Origin of the sequence: Arthrobacter pascens (assembly GCF_030816475.1) — a bacterium.
Taxonomy (GTDB): domain Bacteria; phylum Actinomycetota; class Actinomycetes; order Actinomycetales; family Micrococcaceae; genus Arthrobacter; species Arthrobacter pascens_B.
Map to the genome: position 1 here is coordinate 1 of NZ_JAUSXF010000002.1, position 23,469 is coordinate 23,469.

The 23,469-nt window shown below is 62.6% G+C and carries 21 protein-coding genes; 8 read left to right on the forward strand and 13 right to left on the reverse strand.

What is annotated here, in order from left to right; genetic code table 11:
* The first annotated feature begins 830 nt into the window (after positions 1-830).
* Positions 831-3,071, forward strand: coding sequence for a DNA methyltransferase (locus tag QFZ40_RS21240; protein WP_306907019.1), 2,241 nt, complete (start codon positions 831-833; stop codon positions 3,069-3,071).
* A gap of 7 nt (positions 3,072-3,078) precedes the next feature.
* The gene (locus tag QFZ40_RS21245; protein ID WP_306907020.1) at positions 3,079-5,652 is read left to right on the forward strand and encodes a DEAD/DEAH box helicase; all 2,574 of its coding nucleotides are present in this window, start codon (positions 3,079-3,081) and stop codon (positions 5,650-5,652) included.
* Here the strand turns inward: QFZ40_RS21245 and QFZ40_RS21730 are convergent.
* The 13 genes from QFZ40_RS21730 to QFZ40_RS21305 form a co-directional block, all read right to left on the reverse strand.
* Entirely contained in the window at positions 5,628-6,137 is a 510-nt protein-coding gene (locus tag QFZ40_RS21730) for a DUF1643 domain-containing protein (RefSeq protein ID WP_373427492.1), read from the reverse strand. The two genes, QFZ40_RS21245 and QFZ40_RS21730, sit on opposite strands and share 25 nt — an antisense overlap.
* A 520-nt stretch (positions 6,138-6,657) precedes the next feature.
* On the reverse strand, positions 6,658-7,143 hold the full coding sequence (locus tag QFZ40_RS21250; protein ID WP_306907021.1) for a DUF4913 domain-containing protein: 486 nt from the start codon (positions 7,141-7,143) through the stop codon (positions 6,658-6,660).
* A gap of 11 nt (positions 7,144-7,154) precedes the next feature.
* Positions 7,155-8,924, reverse strand: a complete 1,770-nt coding sequence (locus tag QFZ40_RS21255) for a type IV secretory system conjugative DNA transfer family protein (RefSeq protein WP_306907022.1) — start codon at positions 8,922-8,924, stop codon at positions 7,155-7,157.
* Positions 8,921-10,513: a helicase HerA domain-containing protein gene (locus QFZ40_RS21260; protein ID WP_306907023.1), complete on the reverse strand. Its 1,593-nt coding sequence runs from the start codon at positions 10,511-10,513 to the stop codon at positions 8,921-8,923. The genes QFZ40_RS21255 and QFZ40_RS21260 overlap by 4 nt, the downstream gene beginning before the upstream one ends.
* Entirely contained in the window at positions 10,513-12,021 is a 1,509-nt protein-coding gene (locus QFZ40_RS21265; protein WP_306907024.1) for an SCO6880 family protein, read from the reverse strand. Before QFZ40_RS21265 ends, QFZ40_RS21260 begins: the two co-directional genes overlap by 1 nt.
* Positions 12,008-13,267, reverse strand: coding sequence for a hypothetical protein (locus tag QFZ40_RS21270; RefSeq protein WP_306907025.1), 1,260 nt, complete (start codon positions 13,265-13,267; stop codon positions 12,008-12,010). Before QFZ40_RS21270 ends, QFZ40_RS21265 begins: the two co-directional genes overlap by 14 nt.
* Positions 13,264-13,998: a hypothetical protein gene (locus QFZ40_RS21275; RefSeq protein ID WP_306907026.1), complete on the reverse strand. Its 735-nt coding sequence runs from the start codon at positions 13,996-13,998 to the stop codon at positions 13,264-13,266. The genes QFZ40_RS21270 and QFZ40_RS21275 overlap by 4 nt, the downstream gene beginning before the upstream one ends.
* A 27-nt stretch (positions 13,999-14,025) precedes the next feature.
* Positions 14,026-14,295, reverse strand: coding sequence for a hypothetical protein (locus QFZ40_RS21280; protein ID WP_306907027.1), 270 nt, complete (start codon positions 14,293-14,295; stop codon positions 14,026-14,028).
* Between the two features lie 11 nt (positions 14,296-14,306).
* Positions 14,307-14,915 carry a DUF6668 family protein gene (locus QFZ40_RS21285; protein ID WP_306907028.1) on the reverse strand — a complete coding sequence of 203 codons (609 nt, stop codon included), beginning with the start codon at positions 14,913-14,915 and terminating at the stop codon, positions 14,307-14,309.
* Between the two features lie 32 nt (positions 14,916-14,947).
* Complete coding sequence (locus QFZ40_RS21290) at positions 14,948-16,453, reverse strand: chromosome partitioning protein ParA (RefSeq protein WP_306907029.1); 1,506 nt, start codon at positions 16,451-16,453, stop codon at positions 14,948-14,950.
* 42 nt (positions 16,454-16,495) lie between these two features.
* On the reverse strand, positions 16,496-17,008 hold the full coding sequence (locus QFZ40_RS21295) for a hypothetical protein (RefSeq protein WP_306907030.1): 513 nt from the start codon (positions 17,006-17,008) through the stop codon (positions 16,496-16,498).
* Positions 17,005-18,084 (reverse strand): CHAP domain-containing protein, encoded by a 1,080-nt coding sequence (locus QFZ40_RS21300; protein WP_306907031.1) that lies wholly within the window; start codon positions 18,082-18,084, stop codon positions 17,005-17,007. Before QFZ40_RS21300 ends, QFZ40_RS21295 begins: the two co-directional genes overlap by 4 nt.
* The gene (locus QFZ40_RS21305) at positions 18,084-18,482 is read right to left on the reverse strand and encodes a hypothetical protein (protein ID WP_306907032.1); all 399 of its coding nucleotides are present in this window, start codon (positions 18,480-18,482) and stop codon (positions 18,084-18,086) included. Before QFZ40_RS21305 ends, QFZ40_RS21300 begins: the two co-directional genes overlap by 1 nt.
* A gap of 539 nt (positions 18,483-19,021) precedes the next feature.
* Here QFZ40_RS21305 and QFZ40_RS21310 point away from each other — a divergent pair.
* From QFZ40_RS21310 to QFZ40_RS21335, 6 genes are all read left to right on the forward strand, one after another.
* Positions 19,022-19,339 (forward strand): helix-turn-helix domain-containing protein, encoded by a 318-nt coding sequence (locus QFZ40_RS21310; protein WP_306907033.1) that lies wholly within the window; start codon positions 19,022-19,024, stop codon positions 19,337-19,339.
* A gap of 77 nt (positions 19,340-19,416) precedes the next feature.
* Entirely contained in the window at positions 19,417-19,662 is a 246-nt protein-coding gene (locus QFZ40_RS21315) for a hypothetical protein (protein ID WP_306907034.1), read from the forward strand.
* A gap of 377 nt (positions 19,663-20,039) precedes the next feature.
* Positions 20,040-21,635, forward strand: a complete 1,596-nt coding sequence (locus QFZ40_RS21320; RefSeq protein ID WP_306907035.1) for a hypothetical protein — start codon at positions 20,040-20,042, stop codon at positions 21,633-21,635.
* 182 nt (positions 21,636-21,817) lie between these two features.
* Complete coding sequence (locus QFZ40_RS21325; RefSeq protein WP_306907086.1) at positions 21,818-22,588, forward strand: ParA family protein; 771 nt, start codon at positions 21,818-21,820, stop codon at positions 22,586-22,588.
* Positions 22,589-22,912, forward strand: coding sequence for a hypothetical protein (locus tag QFZ40_RS21330; RefSeq protein WP_306907036.1), 324 nt, complete (start codon positions 22,589-22,591; stop codon positions 22,910-22,912). It abuts the gene before it with no gap.
* A 203-nt stretch (positions 22,913-23,115) separates the two neighbouring features.
* On the forward strand, positions 23,116-23,460 hold the full coding sequence (locus QFZ40_RS21335) for a TnpV protein (RefSeq protein WP_306907037.1): 345 nt from the start codon (positions 23,116-23,118) through the stop codon (positions 23,458-23,460).
* Positions 23,461-23,469 lie beyond the last annotated feature (9 nt).

Below are 23,469 nucleotides of genomic sequence, written 5' to 3' on the forward strand. Positions count from 1 at the left end.
TCCGGGCGCATCGGACGGATTCTGGGTGATCCGTGTGCCCCCAACTTCCCGCCAACCACTCGGGGAAAGTTCCTTCCAAACCTGCCAAGGGTCATTGTGGGGCTCGTTGGAGGTCATTCCTCGCTCCGCAGGTGTTTGCGGATGAAGAGCTGGATCGGTTTAGGGGATTCCCGGAGATCGGCCGGGACGGATTGTGCCGGTTTTTCACCCTGACCCGGCGGATGCCGAGTTCGTCGATCCCGGCCGGGGCCGTGGACCGGCGGACCGGCTCAGTTTGGCGGTGGCACTGTGCGCGTCGCCGTGACCAGGCCCACGCCGACTTCGCCACGCTCCAGCCGAGCATCTGACGCGACTGAACGGCCGGGTTACCGCTGGTCAGCCATATGCGCCCGATTTTCGGCGAGTACTACCGCGACCCCAAGAGGGCGGCCTCGAGTACGACTCGGCCGACCGCCGCCAGGAGCTGGCGGCCAGCCTTGAAGGTGTTTCCGACCGCGAGGCCGTGCAGGCACGGATAAGCGCCGACCAGGATCAGGCAACACCTCCGAGCGCGGCAGTGACGAAGGCATCCAGCCGCAGCCCCATGGCCCGCAAGAAACGCAGCGTAGGCGGCCAGACAAAGCTCATGGAGAAGGGAATAAGTCGCTGAAGCTCACATGAACTAGTGTGAACTGCCGGACGCTGATACTTCGGGGCGAGTCGGTTGGGCAGGCGGCGAAGCCAGGAACTTCGGCGACTCCGTCCGAGATGAGGGCAGCTCAATATGCTCTTGGCGGCCATCGACTGGCACAGTTGGACAGGATGGTCCGTATTAGACATTGGAAGGACACATGGCGAACACGCTCAGTCTGCTGCTCGACCGCGTACGGTCACTCGATCCGGACTTGGCGTCCCGGCTCAGTCGAGAGATCGAGGTACGAAGCAAGGGAGTTGGGCTCGTCTTCGAGAACCACGAGCCCGAAGCAGTTGCACTCCCCAGCCTGAATGTGAAGGTCCACAACCGCGTGGCGATCCTGCCGCCCCGTGGGATCGACCCGGAGGCTCTCTCATCGAGTCGGAAGAAGGCGGACCGTGACGCCGTCGATCCCCTGTGGGGGACGATCTGGACGGTTTCTCAAATGACCACAGACGCGGCTCAACTTGTGAATGGACCGGATGGGTTCGACGAGACCATCGACTGGCCGATCGCTGACTTGGTGGTGATGGCCCTCTTCCGTGAACCTATCTACCCGGGACTGACCTCAACTGACGGCAAGGTGGAGCGCGGGGGCGACAAGCCGTTCCACACGGTAATCAACGCAGAGAACTTCCACGCTCTGGAGCTGCTGACCTACACCCACCAGGGCAGGGTCGATGCCATCTACATCGACCCGCCGTACAACACTCGCGCCCGGGACTGGAAGTACAACAACGACTACGTGGACCCGGACGACGATGACAAGCACTCGAAATGGCTCGCTTTCATGGATCGTCGACTGAGGCTGGCCAGGAAGTTGCTCAATCCGAAGCAATCAGTGCTGATCGTCACGATCGACGAGAAGGAATACCTCCGCCTCGGCTTGCTCCTAGAGCAAGTCTTCTCTGACGCACGTATCAGGATGATCTCCACCCTCATCAATCCCAAGGGGGTCGGGGTAATCGAAGGGTTCAAGCGGGTCGACGAGTACGTGTACGTCGTCCGGCTTGGCGCTCAGGGCGTGAAGGCGAGTACCAAAGTTCCCCTAGGAAGCAAGGCCCTAGGCGGGATCGAGAAGGACGATGAGACAGCGACCATAGACTCATTTGGAGAGCGGGATCAAGCCGAGGACATAAGCCAGCCGCGAATCGGCCTCGATTGGCAGACGTTCAGGCGCCGGGACCTAGCCTCTGCCCGCGGAACCAAGAAGGGTGGACCTAGGCAGTTCTATCCAATCTACGTCAATGCAGCCACAGGAACTATTGAGGCAGTCGGCGACCCGCTAGCACATTCGATGCCCCGGGAAGGCGCGCCTCACCGCCCGGGATGTGTCTCGGTTTTTCCGATCCGAGAGGACGGAACCGAGATGAACTGGGCGACGACAGGACCAAGCTTTCTGGACCGTTTGGAAAAGGGGTACGCGCGGGCCGGCAGGGCAACGCCTGGCAAGCCTCAGCCCTATGTCATTCAGTACCTAAAGACGGGCTCGATAAAGGCTATTGAAGAGGAACGGGCCGTTGTCGAGGGGTTTAATCCTGACGGCTCGGTGATTGCCCATTACCAGGCGGAAATGTCTAAGTCGCCACCGACGCAATGGAATCTTCGGTCCCACAATGCGGAGCATTACGGAACCAAGATCGTCCGTTCGTTGCTACCGGGCCGAACCTTTCCCTACCCCAAGTCCCTGTTCGCGGTCGAAGACATCCTGCGGCTCTTCGTAGGTAACAAACCGGATGCCTTGATCCTCGACTTCTTCTCGGGCTCGGGCACCACAGCGCACGCGGTGATGCGGCTCAATAAGCAGGACGGTGGGAACAGGCAGTGCATCTCCGTAACCAATAACGAAGTCTCCGCCGACGAACAATCGGACTTGCGCGCCAAGCACTTGCGACCCGGTGATCCGGAGTGGGAGTCCCGGGGCATCTGTGACCACATAACTAAGCCTCGGATCAAGGCCGCTATCACCGGCAAGACCCCCGAGGGGACCCCGGTCAATGGCGAATACAAGTTCACTGACGTATTCCCCATGGCCGACGGCTTCGAGGAGAACGCAGAGTTCTTCACCCTCACCTACGGCGACCCCGACGACATCGAGGTCGGCGAAGCCTTCGAGGCGATTGCTCCTCTCCTCTGGCTGAAAGCTGGCGCACGGGGACCGCGGATCGACACGATACCGGAGGAGGGGTTTGCCGTGGTTGAGACCTACGCGATTCTCTTCGACGTAGACGCACACCGGAAGCTCATCAAAGCCCTCGACGATGCCGAGGGCGTCCGGTACGTCTACGTGGTGACCGACTACGAGACGGAGTTCGCCCGGGTCTGTTCGACGCTCGCCCCCAACGTCGAGGCGGAACGTCTCTACAGCTCCTACCTGTCCAACTTCGAGATCGTCTGAGGTCACTGTGAAGATCCCCCTGATTCCCTTCCAGACGGAGGCTGCTGCCAAGGTTCTCAGCCGACTAGACAGCGCCACTAAGACATGGCACGCCACGCGGAATCTGGATAGCCCGCAGACCTCGGCTTTCGCTTTGTCGTCCGTCACCGGCTCCGGCAAAACCGTCATCGCGGCCACTGTGATCGAGGCGATTCTCACTGGCTCAGAGAGCTATAACATCAACCCAGTTCCGGGGGCCACCTTCCTGTGGCTCAACTACGATCCATCCTTGAACTCCCAGACCTTGGGTGTCTTCCAGAAGTTCGCCGATCGCCTCTCCGGGAGCAACTTGGTCATCATCGAGAACACCTTCGCGCTCGACAAGCTCGAGGCCGGCAAAGTCTACTTCCTGAATCTCGGACTCCTGGGGTCCAAGGGAAAGCTGACCAAGCCGAACGACGACCGACCGTTCACTTTCTGGGACACGCTGCGCAACACCATCACTGCTGATGACCGGACGCTGTATGTCGTCGTTGACGAGGCGCATGTCGGCATGAAGGCGGTCAATTCAGAGGACAACCAGTCCATCCTCCAACGTGTCATCAGGGGAAACGGGGACCGTCCGGGCATGCCGATCGTCTGGGGGATAAGTGCGACCCCTAAGCACTTCCGCGAGGGCATCAGCGCCATGCTTCCTGGGGCTGGCGGCACTGACGTCGCTGTCGACCCATCGGATGTCCAGGACTCTGGCCTGCTGAAGCAGAAGATTGCCCTCGCGCTTCCGGGCGAGAAGCAGAAGATGTGGACCACGCTTCTCGGCGAAGCCATCGCAGACTTGAACGCCTCCACAGCCGCGTGGGAGGAGTACTGCAACGAGACCGGTCGCTCTGAGCGGGTGGTCCCGCTGTTAGTACTCCAACTGCCTGACCGGAGCAAAGCCGACACTACTGCCGAGGACCGACTCATCGGCGAGATCATGGGCCGTCTGTCCACCGATCTGGACGACTTCACCGAAGACTGTGTGGCCCACGTCTTGGGCGACCGCGGAACCATCGAGACCAAGGCGGGCGACATTCCGAAGGTTGATCCTGACACTGTGGCGGCGGACACAGGTCTTCGCGTCTTGATCGCGAAGGAGGCGATCACCGCAGGCTGGGACTGCCCGCGGGCCGAGGTGCTCCTCAGTCTGCGCACGCTCAACGACGACACCGCGATCACTCAGATGCTCGGCCGGATGGTGCGGACACCTCTCGCCAAGACGACCGAGGTCGAAAGACTGGACCTTGTCGCCTGCTACGTCCCATACTTCGACAGGACCACCGCGTTGAAGGTGGTCAACATCCTGACCGGCGACCAGGAGCCCGATGGCCGGGAGAAGGCACGTAACGAGGTCAACATCAACGCCAAGATGTTCGGCTTCAACCCCGATGTGTCAGCGGAGCTGCGGGAAGTCATCGCCGCGCTCCCCTCGGTCCTGGCGCCCCAAGCGAAGGCGCGTCCAGTCACGCGGCTGAAGTCGTTGACGGCGCTCCTGAACCAGCACGGGATTGGAAATGCGCCCGTGAAGACGTCCGAGATGAAGATCTGCCACATCCTGGACGGCAAGGCCGTGCAGTTCTCGTCCAAAATGGCTGAAGCGAAGAAGGATGTGCTAACTGCCACGCTCAGCACGGTCACCAAGGGCTTCGGCAGCGCGGCAGTTGAGGACACCCGCGACACAGCGGCTGATCTGCGCACCGTCCGTGCCGCCTTCAATGACTCCAACCGAGCACTCTCAGGGATGGGGGCAACCTACTACAAACATCTCCGTGTGAAGATGCAGGCTGATGGCAAGCCCCTCGACGAACGGGACATGCGAGCTCATGTCGCAGCCATGGGCCGAGTACCTGAAGTGGTGGCGGACATGGAGGCGTTCTGCGACCAGCTCGTACAAACCCTGTTCCAGCAGCACCAAGACGACATCAACACGCTCGGCAAGGAAGTCCGAGCGGACTTTGACGGCATTCGAAAGCAGGCCGAGGACCCGCAAGAGGCCCGGATTGTTTTCAAGGAAGAGAAGTCCTACGGAACCACCACAGTGGCCGGTGACGCCCTGCCGAGCGTGAGGAAACACGTTTACGCCGATGCCGAGGGACAGTGGCCGGTGGAAGAGAAGCTCGTCAAGAACAGCTGGGAGTCTGCGGTTCTTGCCCGCGAAGTCAAGCGGCCAGCCGTACTCGCCTGGTATCGGAACCCGTCATCAGCGGGAATCGACTCATTCCGAATCTCGTTCGAAGCCGACAACCGATGGAAGACCTTCCAGCCTGACTTCCTCCTCGTCGAGCAGACTGCGGATGGGCCGAAACTGGCGATCATCGATCCGCATTACACGCTCGACAGGCACGCTCTGGCTCACATCAAGGCTCTCGCGCTGTATGCAGAACAGCAGGCTGAGCTGCTCACACGCGTGGACTCCCTTGCTGATCCGAGCGGAACCGGCAAACTCCGCCGACTACGACTGATGGACGCTGATGTCCGGGAGAAGGTGGCTGCGGCCATGAGCGCCGATCAGCTGTACCTCTCGGATGCGGCGGAGGACTACGTCTTCCCAGAAGAGGACTGAGTGCCAGCCAGGACAGCCATTGGGACGGTTTGGATGGCGAGAGGCAAGGCCTCCCCGAAGTCCATTCCTGGATGAGCTCGGCACGTGAAGCGCTGCCAACGTGAGGGGTGCCGAGCTGTCCCGCCAACCCACCAGGCTGGCTTTTGGGCAACAGCCAGCTCATCCGCCAGCCAACGCACCTGTTCATGGAAATGTTGGCGAGCAGGGCCGCCCGGTGCGCTTGCACCGTATGCAAGGAGAACGCCGTCGGCGCGATTGATTCCCTCTTGGAGTGCAGGGCGAGCCCGGTGCCAACCGTCCTCGGTAGAGCCCAGCTCGGCTACATCTCCGGTCCGGTAACTCGCGAAGGAGAACAGGTTTACCAAGAGGTTGCTGTCGAAGCCGAGGATTCGTTGGGCCTGCTCGATCCGAGCCAATGTCCTCCGGCCGCTGGTCTGTAGTGGGGGATTGCTGGCGATTGCCAGTAAGGTACCGCGAGAAGTCATAAGTCCACCTTGGCAGAAGAGAAGAGTGCTGAGCGACGACTTCGCTGAGGGAGCTCGCCACGTCTGGAGAGCGTGTGAGGGCGTGGCAATCGTCGGCGTCTCTCGGGTGCCAACCCGCACCCGCTGGGTTAGGTGCGAATGGTCCCATCGGCTGGCGGCTTTCTTCCTTTTAGGGGTCGCCGTAGTACTCGCCGAAAATCGGGCGGATATTCGCTGGGGTAGGCTTCTGGGCTGGGAATTTGTGGGGCTCGTTGGAGGTCATTCCTCGCTACGCAGGTGTTTGCGGATGAAGACCTGGATCGGTTTAGGGGATTCCCGGAGATCGGCCGGGACGAATTGTGCCGGTTTTTCACCCTGACCCGGCGGATGCCGAGTTCGTCGATCCCGGCCGGGGCCGTGGACCGGCGGACCGGCTCAGTTTGGCGGTGGCACTGTGCACGTCGCCGTGACCAGGCCCACGCCGACTTCGCCACGTTCCAGCCGAGCATCTGACGCGACTGAACGGCCGGGTTACCGCTGGTCAGCCATATGCGCCCGATTTTCGGCGAGTACTACCGCGACCCCAAGTTGCCTGAGTCCGTACGTCTGGGAACCAGCCCTCCGGGGCCTTCATCGGTTCCAAGTGTTCCGGGTCCCTGTGCTTTTGCATATCGCATTTGTAGAACGGGCCGCGGGGGTCCAGGAGCACGCTCATGTGGTGGTCTGCGTGGTCTTTCCACCAGACGCTCATGCCGGTGGCTCCGTCGAGTCTGAGGTGTTCCCAGGCCCGCCACAGTGCTTCCACGCGGGAGAGCGCTTCGGGGTGGAAGTACCACTCGATGCACCACTTGGCGGCGCGGCCGTCGACGTCGCGGACGTAAGTGGGGAGCAGCTGCTCGTGCAGGAACTCCTCAGCTGAGCCGTAGACCAGTTCGGATGGCTTCTGCTCCTCCGCCGGCTTTTCGGCAGATGACTCTGTCTCGCCCAGAGCGGGAGCTGTGCTGAATCGTCCGATATCGCTGTTCATCTCAGCACCTCCTACGTCGTGACCCAGGGATTAGCCACCGGCTCAGCTGCCGCCGGGACGGCCGGTTCCTCGGGGCGGGGGCTGTAGGTCTTGATGGATGCCTCTACGGCTTCCTTGTGGGGCCCGGTGTACCAGGGTAGGGTCCGGACCAGCGTGGCCGGTGCACCGGAGGCCAGAACGACAGCGCGGCCCCGGTCGAGCTCCGCGAGGTTGGAGACATCGAAGATGCGTTCCTTGCCCTCCTGCCGGGAGCGGCTGGACCCGGATTTGCCGGAGGAGACGGAGACGTTGGTGTAGCTGTAGTCCCCGATCAGGTCCGAGAGTGCCCGGAGGAAGCCTTCTTCGGCGACGCCGCCGCCGTAGACCTTGACGTTGGCGGCCGACCAGATTTTCCGCATGTTCGCCTCACCCCACAGTTCGACGCCCTGGGACCAGGACTGCAGGATGCCCATGACGATCAGGCCCTTGGAGCCGTAGTGGCTGAACTGATCCGGCAGGCCGGCCCAGCGGACGACGTTGGCCAACTCATCCAGGGCGAACAGCGCCGGCAGCGGCAGACGGCCGCCGCTGCGCTCGGCCCGTTCTTCCATGGCCTCAGCAATGGCCACCGTCAGCGCTGTCGTGAGTGGGGCGGCAGAGCCGGCCCCTTCCTTGGAGAGGATGTAGACCGTCTCCTGTGAGGCGGCGAAATCGCGGGGATTGAACTGGCGGCGGGGATCCGTGGCCACGGACGCGCCACGGGCCGGGGCGACCCAGCGCAGCGTGTTCCTGCTCTTGAGGCACTGAATCATCTTCTCGGCGGTGCCGAAAATACCGTCCCGCTGCTTGTCGGCCAGCTTCAGCGTGGACTCCAAGCCCTTGTACTGCAGCTCGTAGTCGTGCTCTTTCAGGATTTCGATGGGTTCCTGGCTGACCTGCTCCGTCACCCACAGATACACCTGGGTGATGGGCAGCTCCCCCAGCGCGGCCGCGAGGAAGTATGAGGAGAGAATGTCTTCGGCTTTCGGGTCGAAGTAGGCATCGGGTTTGGACCCCGGGAGGCGTGAACCGACCGCGAAGTGTTGGGTGAGCTTGTAGGCCTTCTCTTCGTCCGTGACGTAGGACAGGGGGTTCCACCACCAGTCCGGTTCCTCCTGGGCGATCTTTTGCGGGTCAAACACCCACACCGGGGCGGTCAGGACGCGGACGCCACGGGTCCCGTCCACGACGTCGCGCTTGTTGGAGGTCGAGACGACGGCGCCGGGTGCGTCCAGGATCGCGGGTATGACCCGGGAGGTCGACTTACCTGTCCGGGGTCCCCAGATGTCGATGCTGAGGTCTTCCCAGGACTGAAGGAACTTCTGGCCGGTAGAGACCACCTTGCCGACCACAATGCCAGGAGTGTCCTTCACGCCCAGGCGCTCAGCCGTGGCCTTCGCTCCCTTCTCGGAGAACGCGGCCAGGGATTTTCCGCGCCCCAGGTATCGGGCGGCCTTATCGACCCGGGCACGCTTGGACGCACCCTGCCTCCAAGCCACCAACACCACGATGGCCAGGGCAACGACCACGCCGGCCATGACGCACGCGGCGACGGTGGACTGGACGGGCCAGGGCACGCGGCCCTTGACCAGGCCAGCGATCAGATCAATCGGGTGGGCCGGTGGTGCGTCGATGCCGGCCATCCAGGACCCGAGGTGGGCGGCCGCGTAGGTGCCGCCGCCAAAGACGACGATGAAGCCGATACCCAACCAGACCAGCAGGGCGTCCCCCAGGCCCATTCCTTTACGGTTCGGTGCACTCACGGTGTCCCTCCTTCGGTGGGCAGCTCGGGAGCCGCCGGGTCCATGAGCGTTTCGGCTGGTTCGTGCCAGCGGGTGTTGGTGTCGTTGAGGCCTTCGGCCTGCTCGATGGAGGTCAGGCCGATCTGTACGGGGATCCCCGGGCGGCCGCCGACCTTGATGAGGAACTTTCCCCGGCCCGGGGGTTCGACGTCGACGCCGCGTGAGTCCCACGCGGGCGGGTCCTGCCAGGAGATGAGCTTTTGCTGCTCCTGCCGGGACAGGGGAATTGCGGAGGTCAGCAGGGCCATCTCCGAGGCTGGCAGGCCACCGCAGATCACCATGCCGGAACGCTCCACGAATCCGCGGGCCTTCATCCGGTCCTCTTCTGCCGGCAGCGCCAGCAGGTCGGACATGGTGTGGGAGATCATGATCTGACCAACGCCTACGGAGCGGTTCAGACGGGTCAGGGCGTCCACCCGGTCCACCATGCCTTTACCGGAGCGCAGCGCCCGCCACAGCTCATCAAGGACAACGAAGTAGTTCCGGCGGGGCTCCAGGCCAGCGTCCGCGAGGGCGTTGGCGACGTTGACGGTACCGAACCCGTAGGACCAGCACGCGAGCAGAATGGCGGCCTGCAGGTCGGTTTCTGTCTCGTCAATGGTGGAGACGTCGAAGACGACGGCGCGGTCCCGCTTCATGGGGCTGGTGGTCTGCCGGGAGAAGATTTCTCCCAGCTTCCCGCCGCCGGTCAGGCCCAGCAGGGTCGCTTCCAGTGCCCGCGTTTCCTGCAGGTAGACGGCCATGTCGCCACGGTCCAGAGCGACTTGGCGCAGTTCGTCCGGAGCGGAGACAATGACGTCCAGGAGGTCCTTCAACACCGGGATGCCCTCAAAACGGTCATCAAGGACCCGCAGCGCCCGGTCCAGGATCGTCTGTTCCTGATCGGTGGGCGGATTGTTCCGGCTGATGGTGATGAGTGAGACGACCATGTTCAGGCGGCGGCCGTGAGCGTCGGCCCGTACCCGGGTGGCGACCTCGTGGTGACCGTGGGTTTCCAATAGCTGGGCGGCCTCGACGGCCTGGCCGGGATCGAGAATGTTCAGATACCCCACGCCACGGCCGAGCTTGATGACCTGGCCACCGAGGGCCTGGACCGCTTTGACGTGCTCGCCCTTCAGGTCCCCCAGGACCAGTGCGTGGACGCCCTGGGCAGACAGGCCCAGGAACATACGCCGCACCAGCGTGGACTTGCCCAATCCCGGCTTGCCCAGGATGAAGGCGGAAGGGTTGGAAATGAGCCGTGCCCGCTGGAACCAGCTGATCGGGTCGCAGCAGACCGTGGCCTGGGTTTCCTCGTGGCGTCCGAGCGGCACGCCGATCATGGGCGAGGACGCCCCGGAGGAGAACGGCCAGAGCCCGCAGACCTGGACCGTGGTTCCCCGGTACTCAGTCACAGAGGGGACGAGTTGCGCCATGCCCCCGCCACGACCGGGCCAGCCACGGGAGCCCGGCCCGGCCTCGCGTGGTTGCCGCTCAGCCTTCTTGGGTGCGGCCGTTGCCGGCCCAGCGGCTTTCTTGGAGGAACGGGTGAACATCTTTAGGAGGCCCATTACAGGGCATCCTTGATTTCGGTGGGCAGAAGGCTGTGCTTGGGAAGGACCAGCCCCAGCGGCAGTGAGGCGGCGAACGCGGTGTCCTGAGCGCCGTAAGCGCGGCGCAACAGCACCCGGGCAGTACCGGAGGTCTGTTCGATGGCAGCCACGGCATCAGGCAGCCGGTCCCTGTCCGTCACAGTGGCAGTGACGACCATCCCGAAGTTCACCAGGCCAGCGCCTTGGGCTTCCTCCTGCGCTGTCTGCACAGCGGAGCGGGCATCGACCAGGGCGCGTGCGGAAGGCCGGGTCCCGGAGGTGATGCGGACGTTGGCGTTGTTCTGGTCCCGCTCGACCACTGCAGCTGCCCGGGCAGAATCCATCGGGCGGTACAGCAGCGAAATCCGTTTACGGTCAACATCCCCGTGCGGGGCCAGCAGCCGCGACAGGACCGAGGAGTTCACGGACCCCCGGGGTGCACCGGTCATGGTCCAGGAGGCCGAGAATGCGCTGTCGTGCCGGTAGCCGTCCCAGCTTGCCTGCGTCGCGGTCGGGCCGACCTCGCCCCAGCTCAGGGACACCGGGGAACCGGCGGCGTGGGCTTCATCAATGATCAGCGCTGCCGGCGGATCGTACGCGATCCGGACGACCTCGCAGAGTTCCTGCGCCGACATCGGACGGGCAATACCGGCGCCGGTGGACTGCAGCCGTGCCGAGAGGCCCGGGATGCGGGAGGCGAGGTCACGGGCAACATCTTCAGGTGTGCGCTTTTTCGATCCCGCCCGCAGGGAGGCGTTGAACGTCAGGGATACCCAGGCACGGACTGTGGCCGATCCTTCCGGGTAGGTTTCAACGACCTCGCGCAGAATCGCCTGGGCAAATGCCGGCGCGTTCGGGTCGATGTTCATTTCGACTTCGTTTCGCAGCCGGTACCCGGAGTCCGGTGCGGTCTCGACAGTTACGGCTGCGGCGTCCAGGCCTGCCTCATCGGCAAGGCCGGCGAGCCAGCCGCCCCAGTTCGCCACCCATGCGTCGACCTGCTCTGGGTCCACCAGTGAGGCTCCGTCAGGTTCGGTGGAGAAGATCACGGTGAAGTGGCTGGTGGTCGGCACATGCAGCAGCGCGAACGGGCGCTTGTAGGAGTCAGCGAACTCGTACAGGGTCGACTTCGCTGCAAGCCCCGGCAGCTGGTACATGCCCCACTGCGTCACGCCCAGGGGACCGGAACGATAGAGATTCGTTCCCGAGGACTTGGACAGCCGGAAGCTCAAGCGGGTCCCGAAGCGGTCGACGACGGACTGGCCGTGCTTGTCCTTGACGGTCAGCAACAGGGCGCTGGCCCCGGCCACGGCCAAAACGCCCAGGCCAACGAAAAGGCCCCAGATGGCGAAGCTGATGATGCCCAGCAACAGGCCGATCATGACAATCCCGGTGCCAATAGCGCCGAGGTTGCCCAGTCCAGCGGAGCGCGGTACGCGCCAGTTGCCGTAGGACGGTTCCTTGTATTCGGTATTAATTGCTGCCACTGGGGCCCTCCCCGGTTGAATTCTGCGCGGTCTGCTGTGCGGCCTGAGAGGCCTTGGACGCTACTTGTACTCCTGCGGCGACGACGAGCCCGACCGGGCCGGCGGCTTTCGCCGCTCCCGACGCGGCACCGGCTCCTGCCGTGCCAGCAGTGGCCCCTGCCCCTGCTCCTGCGGTGCTGGTAGCTCCGCCTGGGCTTATTGGACCTGTTGACCCTGGCGTCGGCTGGCCGCCGTTTCCCTTCGGGCCAGGTGTTCCGTCACTGCCCTTGGGAGAAGTGCCTGGCTGGTTGTTCTGCGTGCTCGCCGGCGTTGGTGCGGCATTGCCTTTGCCGCTGCCACTGCGGCCCAGTGACACAGCACCTGTGGCCATCGCCCCGACGGCTGCTCCTGCCCCTGCGCCGCTGCCGGAAGCAACGGCTCCGACCATCGGCGTCACGAATCGCATCAGAGCAGGCAAGGCGAACAGGGCAACGATCATCAACGTGAAGCCCGTGATGGACGTGATCAATGCGTCCTGCCCGCTGTTTTTGCCCATGAGCAGGAACGCGACCGAGTAGACGATGGCCGCCGCTGGTTTGTAGAGGATGAAGGCGATAGTCCAGCCGACCGCCTTCTGAAACCACTGCTTTCCCATCTCCGTGTTCGTGAAAGCGGCCGTGGTGGGCAAGATGCCCGCCAGGATCACCAACATGCCGCTGCGCACCACCATCAGGACGACCTGAACGAGGGAAGCAAGCAGCCCGATCAACCCCAGGACGATGAGGATAAACACCCCGACCGCCGTCTGGCCTGTCACGACGAGGATTTTCATTGACTCAGCGAAGCCCTTGCCGTCTGTGGAGCGCTGGATGATGGCGGCCGAAAAAACATCTGCCGCGATTACCAGAATCGAGATGACACCCAAGCCCAAGCCCGTTACCAGGGTGAGCGTGACCAGGGATCGCAGTAGCTCCTTCAGCGGTGCCCCGCGTTGTTCCCAGATCATTCGGATGCCACCAACGATGACGGCGAGGACCGCTAGCGTCACCGTCCAGACCGTCAGCTCGCTGTTCACCATGGAGACTACGGGACTCGGCGTCGTCCCGTCCTCGCTGGCAAGGTTCACCGTGGGCATGGAAACCCAGAAGGTAGACAGTGTCGTCACCATCTGGCTCATGCCCTCCAAGATGGCTTTCGCCATGTTGCCCATAGCGTCATCAGCGAGCCCTGAAAACCAGTCCCCTACCGGGTTCCAAGTAGGCCTCATGCTCCACTCCAAAGGATGAATCCTGAAAGGTCACGGATTTGCCGAGGCTCCTCCAAAGGTGCGCCGTTGTCGGCGACGACACCCTTCCAGTCCCCGTCTTGCCACAGAAGCGTTGTCCTCACCGAAGCAAGTCCTCCGTTGTCCGCCTTGAACGCAAGTTCCACAACGGCCTGGTTGGCCGTGTATGAGACGTTGAATCCCGCCACCTGGACCTTCACGGCCGACACTGGAGCCGAGGTCGGGAGTGCCTTCATCCCGGCATCCCGGCCGGGTCCCCTGGCTGCAAGCTGTTCAGCAATAGCTGGTTCTTTGGATGTGTCGCTGCCCAATGCCCAGAGGTTTACCGCTGCATACAACGCCCCTGTGGGTGTGTGGGCGAAGCAGGACCTAATGCCCTGATCGTCCGTCTTTCCTGGGCCGATTTTAGGATCGATTGGCGCGGCCATGGTCCCCACAAGTTCCCACTTCGTCTCCGGTGCCGCACCCAGCGCCGACTCCGATGAGGTGGGAAGTCCGCACACGCTCTCACCTGCGGCCTGCGGTGCGCTGGCTGAGGCTGAGCTGCCGGATTCGGACGGGGCAGGGCCCGGCTGCGCGTTGCCTTGTCCTTTGGGGAGCAGGAAGATGACGACGGCTGCTGCAATGAGCGCGACCACCAGCGCGGCAGCAATGATGAAACCGGGTTTGGTGAACGGATTGCTTTCGGTGGTGCTCTCTGTTGACTGGCTCATGGTGAACCTCCCGTTGTTGGTGCTGGCTTAGACGAAGGCGCGGACGATGCCGGAGGCGCCGGTGATGATGATGCAGCCCATCAGGACCCAGCCGAGACTGGCGAGGGTCTGGCCGCCCTCGCCGCGCTGGAGCGAGATGACCAGCTTGATACCGACGATGATGACGCCTAGGACTCCCAGGACCAGACCAATACCCGCCGCCCAGTTCAGGATCGTGAGCAGTCCGCCGGCCTGTGCAGGGACAGTCGGGGTGGGGTTGGGGATGACGCTGGCTGCAAGTGCGGAGAAGGAGTTCATGGTGAGACCTTTCAGTTGCTGGTGCTTGGAGTGGTGTCGGTAGCCAAAGCGGCTACGTCAGTAATGAAGCGTTGGTACTCGCGGGCCGGCGGCGTCGTGGAGTCCCCGTGCCGCCAGGCCTCTACCCAGGGCAGAGTCCAGAAGCGGGGCGCTCCCCCGCCGACGAGCGCGGCGAAGTCACGGAGCGCTTTGGGGGTCTTGCCCGGGGCGTCCGCAAGGACAGCGAGGCCGAGCAGATCAAGCTCCGGCGCAGCGCCTGATACCCACTGGGTCAATGCGTTCCTGGCGGCTGTGAGGCCGCGCATGTCCGCCCGGCAGACCAGCAGTACCCGTGGTTTGTTTCCGTCCTGCAGGACGGGCCAGCAATGATCGGCGATGCGGGCCCCATCGAGGAGTTCAGCGATTCTGCTCTCGCCGGCTCCCCCGTGGGCTCCGGTAATCCACAGCGCTGCAGAACCTGACACGGTGCGGCGGCCCAGGCGGTCTGCTGCGTCCGGTTCAACCATTCCCCGCAGCGGTGCACTGATCACGGCCGCTGGTGGCACGTGCGTCTTCGGTACTTCCTCTGCCGCACTGTCGGCGGCTGGGCTGGTGATCCAGGGGTTCAGGGACTGTTGCATGGTTCCTCCTTTCGAAGTCCGTTGGTGGGTGTTTAGAAGCCGTCAGCGACGCGGGCCGCTGCGGCCAGCCATGCCCGCTGTGTGGCGGGCTGGAGGGCTTCATAGCGGATGGGGCCGTTGACCAGGGCCGGATCGTAGGGAATGCGGACGACTGCCCGGACGAACGGCTCAAAGCCGTCCGCGATCCGCTGTGCCTCGTCTTTGGCCCTCTTCAGGGCCTCTCCGGTCATGCTGCGCTTGGCGTCGGTGGATTCGGAGACGATGACGACCGCGTTGCGTGCCAGTTCGGCGTCGTGGCCACCACGGGATTCCAGTGTCTGCAGCGTCAGCCGGGCGGCTTCTGCGCGATCCTCGATGGCCGTAACTGGCACGACGAGCTGATTGGTGTGGTCAATCATCCTGCGCCAGTTTGCTGCCCGGGCCGTGTTGCCCGAATCCATGATCACCAGCCGGTAGTAGCGGGTGAGGACCTGGTGCGCGATATCGACTTCCTCAGCGGTGACTTCGTGGTCGCCTTCTTCGTTCTCGTCCGAGCGCAGGACGTCGAACTTGTCTCCGGTCTGGTGATGGACGAACTTGGCGATTTCGGCGGCGCTGGTTGACGGGGAGAGCAAGGACTGAGATGAATCAATCAGGTCCAGAACGCTCCGGTTATGGACGCCCTTTTCTGTCCGCCACCCCAACGTTCCCTGCGACTCGTTGTTGTCCCACGCGACGGTGGCCGCGCCGCTGTAGCGGGCCAGGACTGCCGAAAGCATGACCACCGTGGGGGTCTTGTTCGCCCCGCCCTTCCGGTTCACGACAGCGACCGTGCGGGGGCCGGGCCAATGCTGACTGACCGTCCGAATGTCCTCCCGTTCGGAGAGTTCTTCCGCTGAGGGGTCCATCCGGAATCCCAGGCGCGTGAGGGTTCCGCGCCAGCCCTGTGTCGCCGGTTCCAAAACCGGTGCGCTGACCAGGAACGAGGTTTCCTTCAAGCTGCGCCGGGTTGGCGGGGCTTCCTCAGCGACTACAGCCGTCTGCGGTTCTTCTGCGGCGGCCGCGGGCTGTGGTTCCGGGTTGGCTGGCGCTGGCGTGGTGCTGGATGCGACCAGGTTAGGCGGCCACGGCTGGCGTTCCTCCGACGCGGCAGAGGCAGGAACCACCGTGGGCTCTGCGGGGGCGGCCACAGGCTCAGGAGCAGCAACCGGGACCGTATCAATGACGGTCGGAGCTGCAGTCTCGGGCGTGATTTCCGGAGCTTCTGCCCGGCGGCGGGCAGGGCGCGGCTCGTAGGAGACAGATTCAATCTTGTTGTCCGGGTGCACGATCAGTTCACCGTGCCCTTCGGGATCTTCGATCTGGACCCTGACGGGGCGTTGCAGCGTCTGCGCCTCCCCCACAACAAGAGCCAAGGCATTGTTGCGAAGATCCTGCAGGGACTCCCCGCCAGGAACGACGCGCGAGTTACCCGCGACGACGACCTCCGCGGTCCCGTTATCGCGGACGATGGCCCTGATCTTCGGAAAGGCCATGACCTCGGTTGGTGTAGTACCCATGAACTTCTTCCTTTACGTGTGTGAGATGGAGAGATGAGGCGCTTAGGACGTTGGTGGGGTGAGCCGGTCGACCTTCCACAGGGAGTCTTTGCCCGTGCGGAGCAGCTGCAACGTGTAGGTCCCGGCGTTGGTGGGGACCGCTGCCGTGACGCCGTAGCCGTTGGCTTCATCGACGGTCAGCGTTGCCGCCCCGGTGACGCGGTTGGCCGGAATGTTGGCCGGGTCCACTGCCGAGTAGTCGGCGGTGGCCTGTGGTGTCAGCCAGCGGGCAAGATCGTTCGCCCACTGCTTTTCCTCCACGGCCGGGCGGGCGAAGTCCGCCATTGCCTTCTCAGCGACTTCCACAGCTTTGTCCTTGCTGGTCTGATCCCAGGTGATGCCAAGGGTGGCCGGGGCTGTACCCCCAGGGGCCTGTGGCCCGCTGTTGGCGCTCAGAGAGACGGGCGCGGACGCCGTAGGGGTGCTGCTGGCTGATTCTGCCGGTGTCGTGCTCGCTGCCGGGGCGCACGACACGCACAGCAGGGCCACGGCGAGCAGGGTCAGGGGCTTTTTCACTTCTTCTCCTCTTGAGTGGGCAGATACAGGAACGCTGAGGGGACATTGCTGCTGACTGTCCGCGTGTAGTAGTTGTGGTCATCCGGTGGCGGGTTGCCGTTGTAACCTTCTTCGACGTAGGTCCCGTCGTCTTTGACTTCCTTGACCACGGCGACGTGGCCGTAGGTTGGGTCCGCTCCCCCGGCACCGGGTGCGTACCAGACGACCGCACCGACGCGGGGTGTCTTGCCGGTGGGCCAGCCCTTGGCGTCCCAGCCGGCCTTCCAGGTCAGGGCCGAGCCGAGGCCCTGCCCGTCCGGGCGGAAGTTACCATTGAGGAATTTGAACGGTGCACTGGTGGAACCCATCTGCTGGTTCACCCGCCACAGGGCGAAGTCCACGCATTCGCGGTAGAACATGCCCAGCGGCGACGCGGCGGCTGCCCCGTCTCCGACCTGCATCCAGGTCGGAGAGTTTTTCCACGGGTAGTCATTCCCGGCACCGGACTGCCCCGGTATGGCGCAGTCGCTGCCCTTCAGCGAGAGCTTCCCGTCCGAGAGTTCCTGGACGAGTTTGACGGCCTCGGGCCAGTACTTCTGGTAGTGATACGGGTCCGCGTTGCGCTGAACCTTGTTGCCGGCGATGGTCGGCTCCAACAGCTCCCAGCCGGGAACGGCCTGCAGTGCTTTGATGAAGTTCTTTGCGCTGGCGGCGGGGTCCATGCGGTCTGCGTAGGAGCCCCATGCGCCGTTGTCGCGCTGCTGGAACAGGCCGCGGGAGTCGGGTCCGGGACCGTCGCCGTGGTCCAGCACCCGCAGCCCTGACTCCCCCAGGGAGACCATGACGCTGATCATCTGGCCCTTGACGGACAGGTTCACTGCCTTGCCGGCACCCATGATCGCCGCGGCGTTCTTCAGCTGCTCCTGGGTGTAACCCTCAACCTTGGTGTTGCCGTCGATGACAACGGAAACAGCCGGGCCGCAGTTAGCGGCAGCCGGTTTCGCCGGGGCCAACAACAGCAGCATGGCGAAGATCAGGCTAAGGAACAGGCCAGGGAGGGCAATGAGTGCCACCATGCCAAGCGACTTACGCTGCATCAAGACAGTCCCTCTGCCCGTTTGCGGACCCAGGAATCCTTGATCCACAGAGGGCCGGCGGCTTCGACGGTCAGGACAACGCCAGGGCGGCGGATCCGCAGCACCACTCCCGGCCGATTGTCATTGAAGACTTCGGCCGCCCGATGGGAGGTCAGCAGGCCCGCGCCCTTCAGATCCGTAAGGGCATCCTGAAGGGAGTCCCCCAGTCCTGTGCGGCGGGCGAGCTCCGCCTCGTAAGTGACGCAGGCCGCGCGGCCCTCAACGAACTCACGCTCATCCATCAGCTCCAGAAGCTCGTTGAGCACCCGCACGTGCCCGGCAGGAGCGTCCAGGTCAGTAACCCAGGATTGGAAGGCTATACGTTCCTGGGCAGCACGTTCGCGCAGCTCCCTGTGCATCGGCCAAGGTGTGCCGAACGGCAACATACTTTTCAAATCCTGTCCCTCCCCCGGGCATCGTCTCGACGTCCACCGGCACCGCCGACAAATTTCATTCGCCGAACCAGCTGGCAATTCCCCACATGTTCCGCCGGAAGTGCTTGTCAATCACTACCGGTCAGAAGCGCATCTCGTAGGTGCCTGTGAGCGCGTGACAGACTTTGTCAAAGTCAATCTCTCCATCGAATGGAGGGGCGCCCCGGCAAATTGTTCCCCACTTTCATGAATGACGCTTGTCAAGTGAAGGATTTGAGACGCAACTCTCGCTGCTCATGCAGACACTCGCAAGGAGCCTGCAGACGTAGGGCGGTGCGCTTCCTCGGCTGGCCAGCAAGAGAAAGGGCCGCCTGAAGTTCCTCGATTCCATTGGTCCCCCTCGATATCGAACTACCGCTCATGCGGATCAACTCGCGGCACATAGACGAGCATAGCGGCTAGTTTAATTATCCGCTATTCTCTAGTCATGCTTATAGACCTGTGGATACGGCAAGATTGTCCCTATGCCCCGATACGTTCGACCCAACACAGCTGCTTCCTTGGAGCGGGTCATTAACGCCTTCGGCAATCTGACGAAGGTTGCAATCATTGGGCATCTGAGGGAACACGGACCCTCCACGCGAAGCGATGTAGCAAAAGCCCTGGAGATTGGGGTGGCGACGGCCAAGCACAACCTGCAGTTGCTCGCGGATGAGGGTGTTGTGCTCGAGGATCCGCCAGCCACGGAAGAACGAAACGGCATGCGGGTCAGGTACACCCTGGTTGGTTCTGAAGTCGAACAGCGGTACGTGGAACTAGGCCGAGCGTTGGGTCTCAACTAAGCGGTAAGTACAACTATCGACACGCCAGACGCTGCATCTCCCACTTAATCCTTAGCGTTAACGCTAATTTTGGCGCTATGACTACTACACCCCTTCGTCGCAAGCGCGGGACAGGCTTGGACAATGTCCAGCTGGTGACAAGTGTTCCTAGCGAAGATAAGCAGCTCGTCGTCGCCTTGGGTAATCGCTTAGGGATGTCCCAGAGCGAAGTCATGGAAGTTGTACTGAAGCACCTGCGCGATGAAATCGCACAGGATGGCATCCCCACATGGTTTGACCGCGCTCAACTACCGGAGGACCTGTTCACTTCTAAGGCCAGTTAAAAACTGAAGGCCCGCACTAGGCGGGCCTTCAAAAGTATGCGTTCAGATCCTGTTCTTGGCGGGATGAGATCTGAACTTTTTAGCCAACACCCACCCAGTGGGTGGATCTTGTCGTACCCATCCAGTGGAGAGGAACTGGTCTCATCGTACCTGAACCCGATTCCGAGTCAATGCACGCTCTACCGAGTGTCGGCTGTCAAGTTACGCCCGAACAGGCGTGGATCCTAGCTCCGCTCATCGCCGGGCAGTCCACATACCGGCTGGGCCGGTGGATAGGTGACCGCTTCCAGTACCCCCGACCCAAGAACCATCCCAGAATCACCCGCCACCTGCCGCAAACGCCGGCAGCAGTCATGGTCCACGGCCCCGATGGCTCCGTGGCCACGCTTTGCTTGGACCTCGATACCTCCAAGGCAGCTCCTGCTGTCGTGCGATCGGACGCTGCACGCCTCTCCGCGTTGCTGGAGAAATGCGGCCTGCGCTTCGTTGAGGACTTCTCCCCCAGCGGCGGCCGCCACCTTTATGTCCCGCTGTCTGAACGGCTCGACGGCGCCCAGGCGCGAGCACTAGTCGAAGCCCTGGCACTGACGTGTCCCAGCCTGGACCCCGGTCCCCACCAGAACGTAACGGACGGCTGCATCCGCGTCCCTGGATCCACGCACAAAAGCGGGGGCCACCAAGTACTCGTGACTCCACTGACCGCGGCTTATGACATTCTGCGTCGCCGCAACCCGGGTACGGTCGTAGCCCGGCTGCGGCACGCACTCGCTCCGGAGCTCCGGCGCCTCCAGGAGAACCGTCGCCGGAGCCGGCTTGCGGCAACGCCGGCCGGCCTCACCTTTCCCGCTCCAGCGAGAGAGACTGCCGTCCGCAGGATGGCCCGTACTGGCCTCTATGACTCCGGAAGCTATGCCAGCCCTTCAGAGGCACGCATGGCCATCCTCTGCTCCATGGCGGCCTCGGGACACACCGCCCAGGACGTACGTGCTGCCATGACAGACCGCTACCCCGGCCTCGCTGCACTGTACGGATCAAAAGCCGACCGACTACTGGAGAAAGAGTTCTCCCGGGCAGTCACCTTCACCGCAAAAAGCACAGCAGCGGGAAGGGGTTCACAAAGTGCCCACATTAACGACACAAGCCACCCTGAATACTCACAGGGGGGGCTATCCGAGCGCTCTAGCACTGCTGCTGTCCAGCAGCTTGCCAATGACGTAGAGAACGTCCTCTACGCTGTCTTGGACCAGAAGCTCATCAAGAACTACGGCCGCGAGAGTACCGGGCTAAGGCTCCTGTTCCGGTCAGTGTTGGGTTACGTACGGACGACTGGCCGCGACGTCCTTGACGTCGGCTGCAGGACGTTCGCTGCGGCGAACGGCAAACACCATGCGACAATCGCCAGGCTGTTACCAGTTCTCGCTGCAGCGTCCGATGGGATTCTGACGAAAGTCGCAGATGCGCGCGGGCGAAACGCGGACGTCTACCTCATCCAGCTGCCCGAGTCCTACCGCAAGCTGGCTAAAGACCTGTCTTGGCGCCAGGGAAAGATCTACGGCGTCAGACCAGTATTTCGTAGCCTCGGTGACACTGCGGCTCTGGTGTACGAAGCAATCGAACGCTCACGCCTCTCCCCCACTACCGCCGGCATCACCAGAGCCACCGGATACTCCCGAACCGCGGTAGACAATGCCCTGGCGGCATTGCTCGCCGTCCGCATGATCCACCGGGCCGGCCGTGAATGGAGAGTTACGGCCGGCGCCAACCTTAAAGCACTGGCCCGCCGATTGGGCGCACTGGAGGACTTCGAAGAGCAGGTCTCGCGTCACCGCAGAGAACGTGCTGCATGGCAGGCATGGTTGGACCGGCACAGCACCCGAATAGATGAGAATGACGTCCACGACCCCGAGCAAGACGAGTACTGGGCCTTGACGGAGCAGGACGTGGGCTGGGCGCAACTGCTAGGAGTGTCCTAGCAGCCCTGTGAACGTGCTGTCATTCTGTCATGACAGAATTATTTCAAACGAGAATAAATATGTCATGACAGATTGATTGTTAGATTGACTGATTGATAGCATGATGGATGTATTGACAGATAGATTGATTGACGAACATCTATCAATCTGTCAGTCTGTATTTAATTGAGAGGGGATCGACCATGAGAGTGACCGCCATAGGAAACCGAAAGGGCGGGGTGGGCAAGACGTCCGTAACCCTGGGCCTTGCCACAGGACTGAGGCTTATCGGGAAAAAGGTCCTGGTCATCGACCTGGACCCCCAAGCCAACGTCACCGATGCGCTGGAAGGGGCCGGGGAGTTTGACATCTTTGATGTCCTCTACGGGGGAGAAGCAGGCACCCTCGGCCAGGCGATCACTACAACCTCGTGGGCGGGTATTGACCTCATCCCCAGCTCCGAGTCGTTGGCTCGGCTGGAATCAGAAAGCATCATGACACCAGAGATGCGACTCAAGGCAGCAGCCTGGGGAGCGGAGGAGCTGGAAGCATACGACCATATCCTCATTGATTTGCCGCCGGCCTTGGGAAGGCTGACCCTGAATGGATTGATCTGGGCTGACCGAGTTCTGGTGGTCACGGAACCGGCCGCCTTCTCCGTGAAGGGTGTGACGGAGTTCTTGGAAACTGTCAAGAAGGTGCAGTCGCTGCCCCATCTGAACCCAGCCTTGGAATTCATAGGCATCATCATCAACAAAACCAGCTCGCCGCTAACCGGCGAGCACGCATTCCAGATAGGCGAACTGGAGGCCGAATATGGCCGTGACGTGAAGGCGCCGCACCTGCCACTGAGGACAGCGATGCAGGACTCGATCAGCAGCAGAGCGCCGCTGACAAAACTGAACAGCAGGGGAGCGGTCATCATGACTGAGAAGTTCGTCGCTCATGCACGTTACCTGGATGGGGTGAACTAAATGGCTGTGGAAAGGAAATCATCCATTCGTAAGGCCCCGGCAGCAGATGTCGTTGATGTCCTTACTTCCACCAAGGCGGAAACAGCGGATCCGAAGCCCGATGCGGAGCCGGCCACCGAAGCGCGGGCGGTCAAGGCGCCACCTGCTTCCGCTGTTACGAAAGGGCCCGGACCGGGGCGCCCAAGGAGTAAGAGAAGGATGGAGCCATTTTCATCCAAGATTGAGATCGAACTCCGCGATGAAATGGACGCCTACATCGAGGCCGCCGGACTAACGATCACAGACTTCCTTGATGAAGCGATAAGAGACCGCCTAAATAAATAATTATGCCCAGACGGAATTATTTAACGTCTCCCCAAATCCGCCGGTAACTCATCGCAGGCTTGACAGGTGATGCGGCGCCAATCGAGCTAGCGTGGCCCTGAACCATTCTGGGTAAGGGGACATGTCGATGGCAGGGCGAAAGAAGCAAGTAGATGGCCAGCTGAGCTTTGAGGCTCTGTGGGCGGCACCAGAGGAGGACCGAAATGAACAAGTACGGCATGCAGGCACAGAAGGCGTGGCAGCAAGCCAGTCCGACACACTATTCTCAGATCCCGGACCAGGACGAGTTCTTCACCCAGCTGGGGGAGCAGGCAGCGGAGCAGATCGCGGAACTGCAAACGAAGCTGGCGGGCCCGGACCCGGCAGGGGAGAGCTACTTCGAGAAAGTCGGCCGGTTGAACGCAGCCAAGAACCAAGCCGAGGAAATAGTCAGCCACGACCTCCTGGCACCACCGGCGACGGAAGAGGACGAGGAGAACGTGAATCCGGAGCTGCAGCAGTACCTGGATTGGAAGGCCGAAGCGGAGGACCTGCGCCGGCAACTGTAACCGGCCTGT

Excerpts from the sequence above, each read along its gene's own strand:
- QFZ40_RS21240 (WP_306907019.1), top strand. The coding sequence starts at position 831 with ATGGCGAACACGCTCAGTCTGCTGCTCGACCGCGTACGGTCACTCGAT.
- QFZ40_RS21730 (WP_373427492.1), bottom strand. The coding sequence starts at position 6,137 with ATGACTTCTCGCGGTACCTTACTGGCAATCGCCAGCAATCCCCCACTA.
- QFZ40_RS21250 (WP_306907021.1), bottom strand. The coding sequence starts at position 7,143 with ATGAACAGCGATATCGGACGATTCAGCACAGCTCCCGCTCTGGGCGAG.
- QFZ40_RS21260 (WP_306907023.1), bottom strand. The coding sequence starts at position 10,513 with ATGGGCCTCCTAAAGATGTTCACCCGTTCCTCCAAGAAAGCCGCTGGG.
- QFZ40_RS21270 (WP_306907025.1), bottom strand. The coding sequence starts at position 13,267 with ATGAGGCCTACTTGGAACCCGGTAGGGGACTGGTTTTCAGGGCTCGCT.
- QFZ40_RS21275 (WP_306907026.1), bottom strand. The coding sequence starts at position 13,998 with ATGAGCCAGTCAACAGAGAGCACCACCGAAAGCAATCCGTTCACCAAA.
- QFZ40_RS21280 (WP_306907027.1), bottom strand. The coding sequence starts at position 14,295 with ATGAACTCCTTCTCCGCACTTGCAGCCAGCGTCATCCCCAACCCCACC.
- QFZ40_RS21285 (WP_306907028.1), bottom strand. The coding sequence starts at position 14,915 with ATGCAACAGTCCCTGAACCCCTGGATCACCAGCCCAGCCGCCGACAGT.
- QFZ40_RS21290 (WP_306907029.1), bottom strand. The coding sequence starts at position 16,453 with ATGGGTACTACACCAACCGAGGTCATGGCCTTTCCGAAGATCAGGGCC.
- QFZ40_RS21300 (WP_306907031.1), bottom strand. The coding sequence starts at position 18,084 with ATGCAGCGTAAGTCGCTTGGCATGGTGGCACTCATTGCCCTCCCTGGC.
- QFZ40_RS21305 (WP_306907032.1), bottom strand. The coding sequence starts at position 18,482 with ATGCACAGGGAGCTGCGCGAACGTGCTGCCCAGGAACGTATAGCCTTC.
- QFZ40_RS21310 (WP_306907033.1), top strand. The coding sequence starts at position 19,022 with ATGCCCCGATACGTTCGACCCAACACAGCTGCTTCCTTGGAGCGGGTC.
- QFZ40_RS21315 (WP_306907034.1), top strand. The coding sequence starts at position 19,417 with ATGACTACTACACCCCTTCGTCGCAAGCGCGGGACAGGCTTGGACAAT.
- QFZ40_RS21325 (WP_306907086.1), top strand. The coding sequence starts at position 21,818 with ATGAGAGTGACCGCCATAGGAAACCGAAAGGGCGGGGTGGGCAAGACG.
- QFZ40_RS21330 (WP_306907036.1), top strand. The coding sequence starts at position 22,589 with ATGGCTGTGGAAAGGAAATCATCCATTCGTAAGGCCCCGGCAGCAGAT.
- QFZ40_RS21335 (WP_306907037.1), top strand. The coding sequence starts at position 23,116 with ATGAACAAGTACGGCATGCAGGCACAGAAGGCGTGGCAGCAAGCCAGT.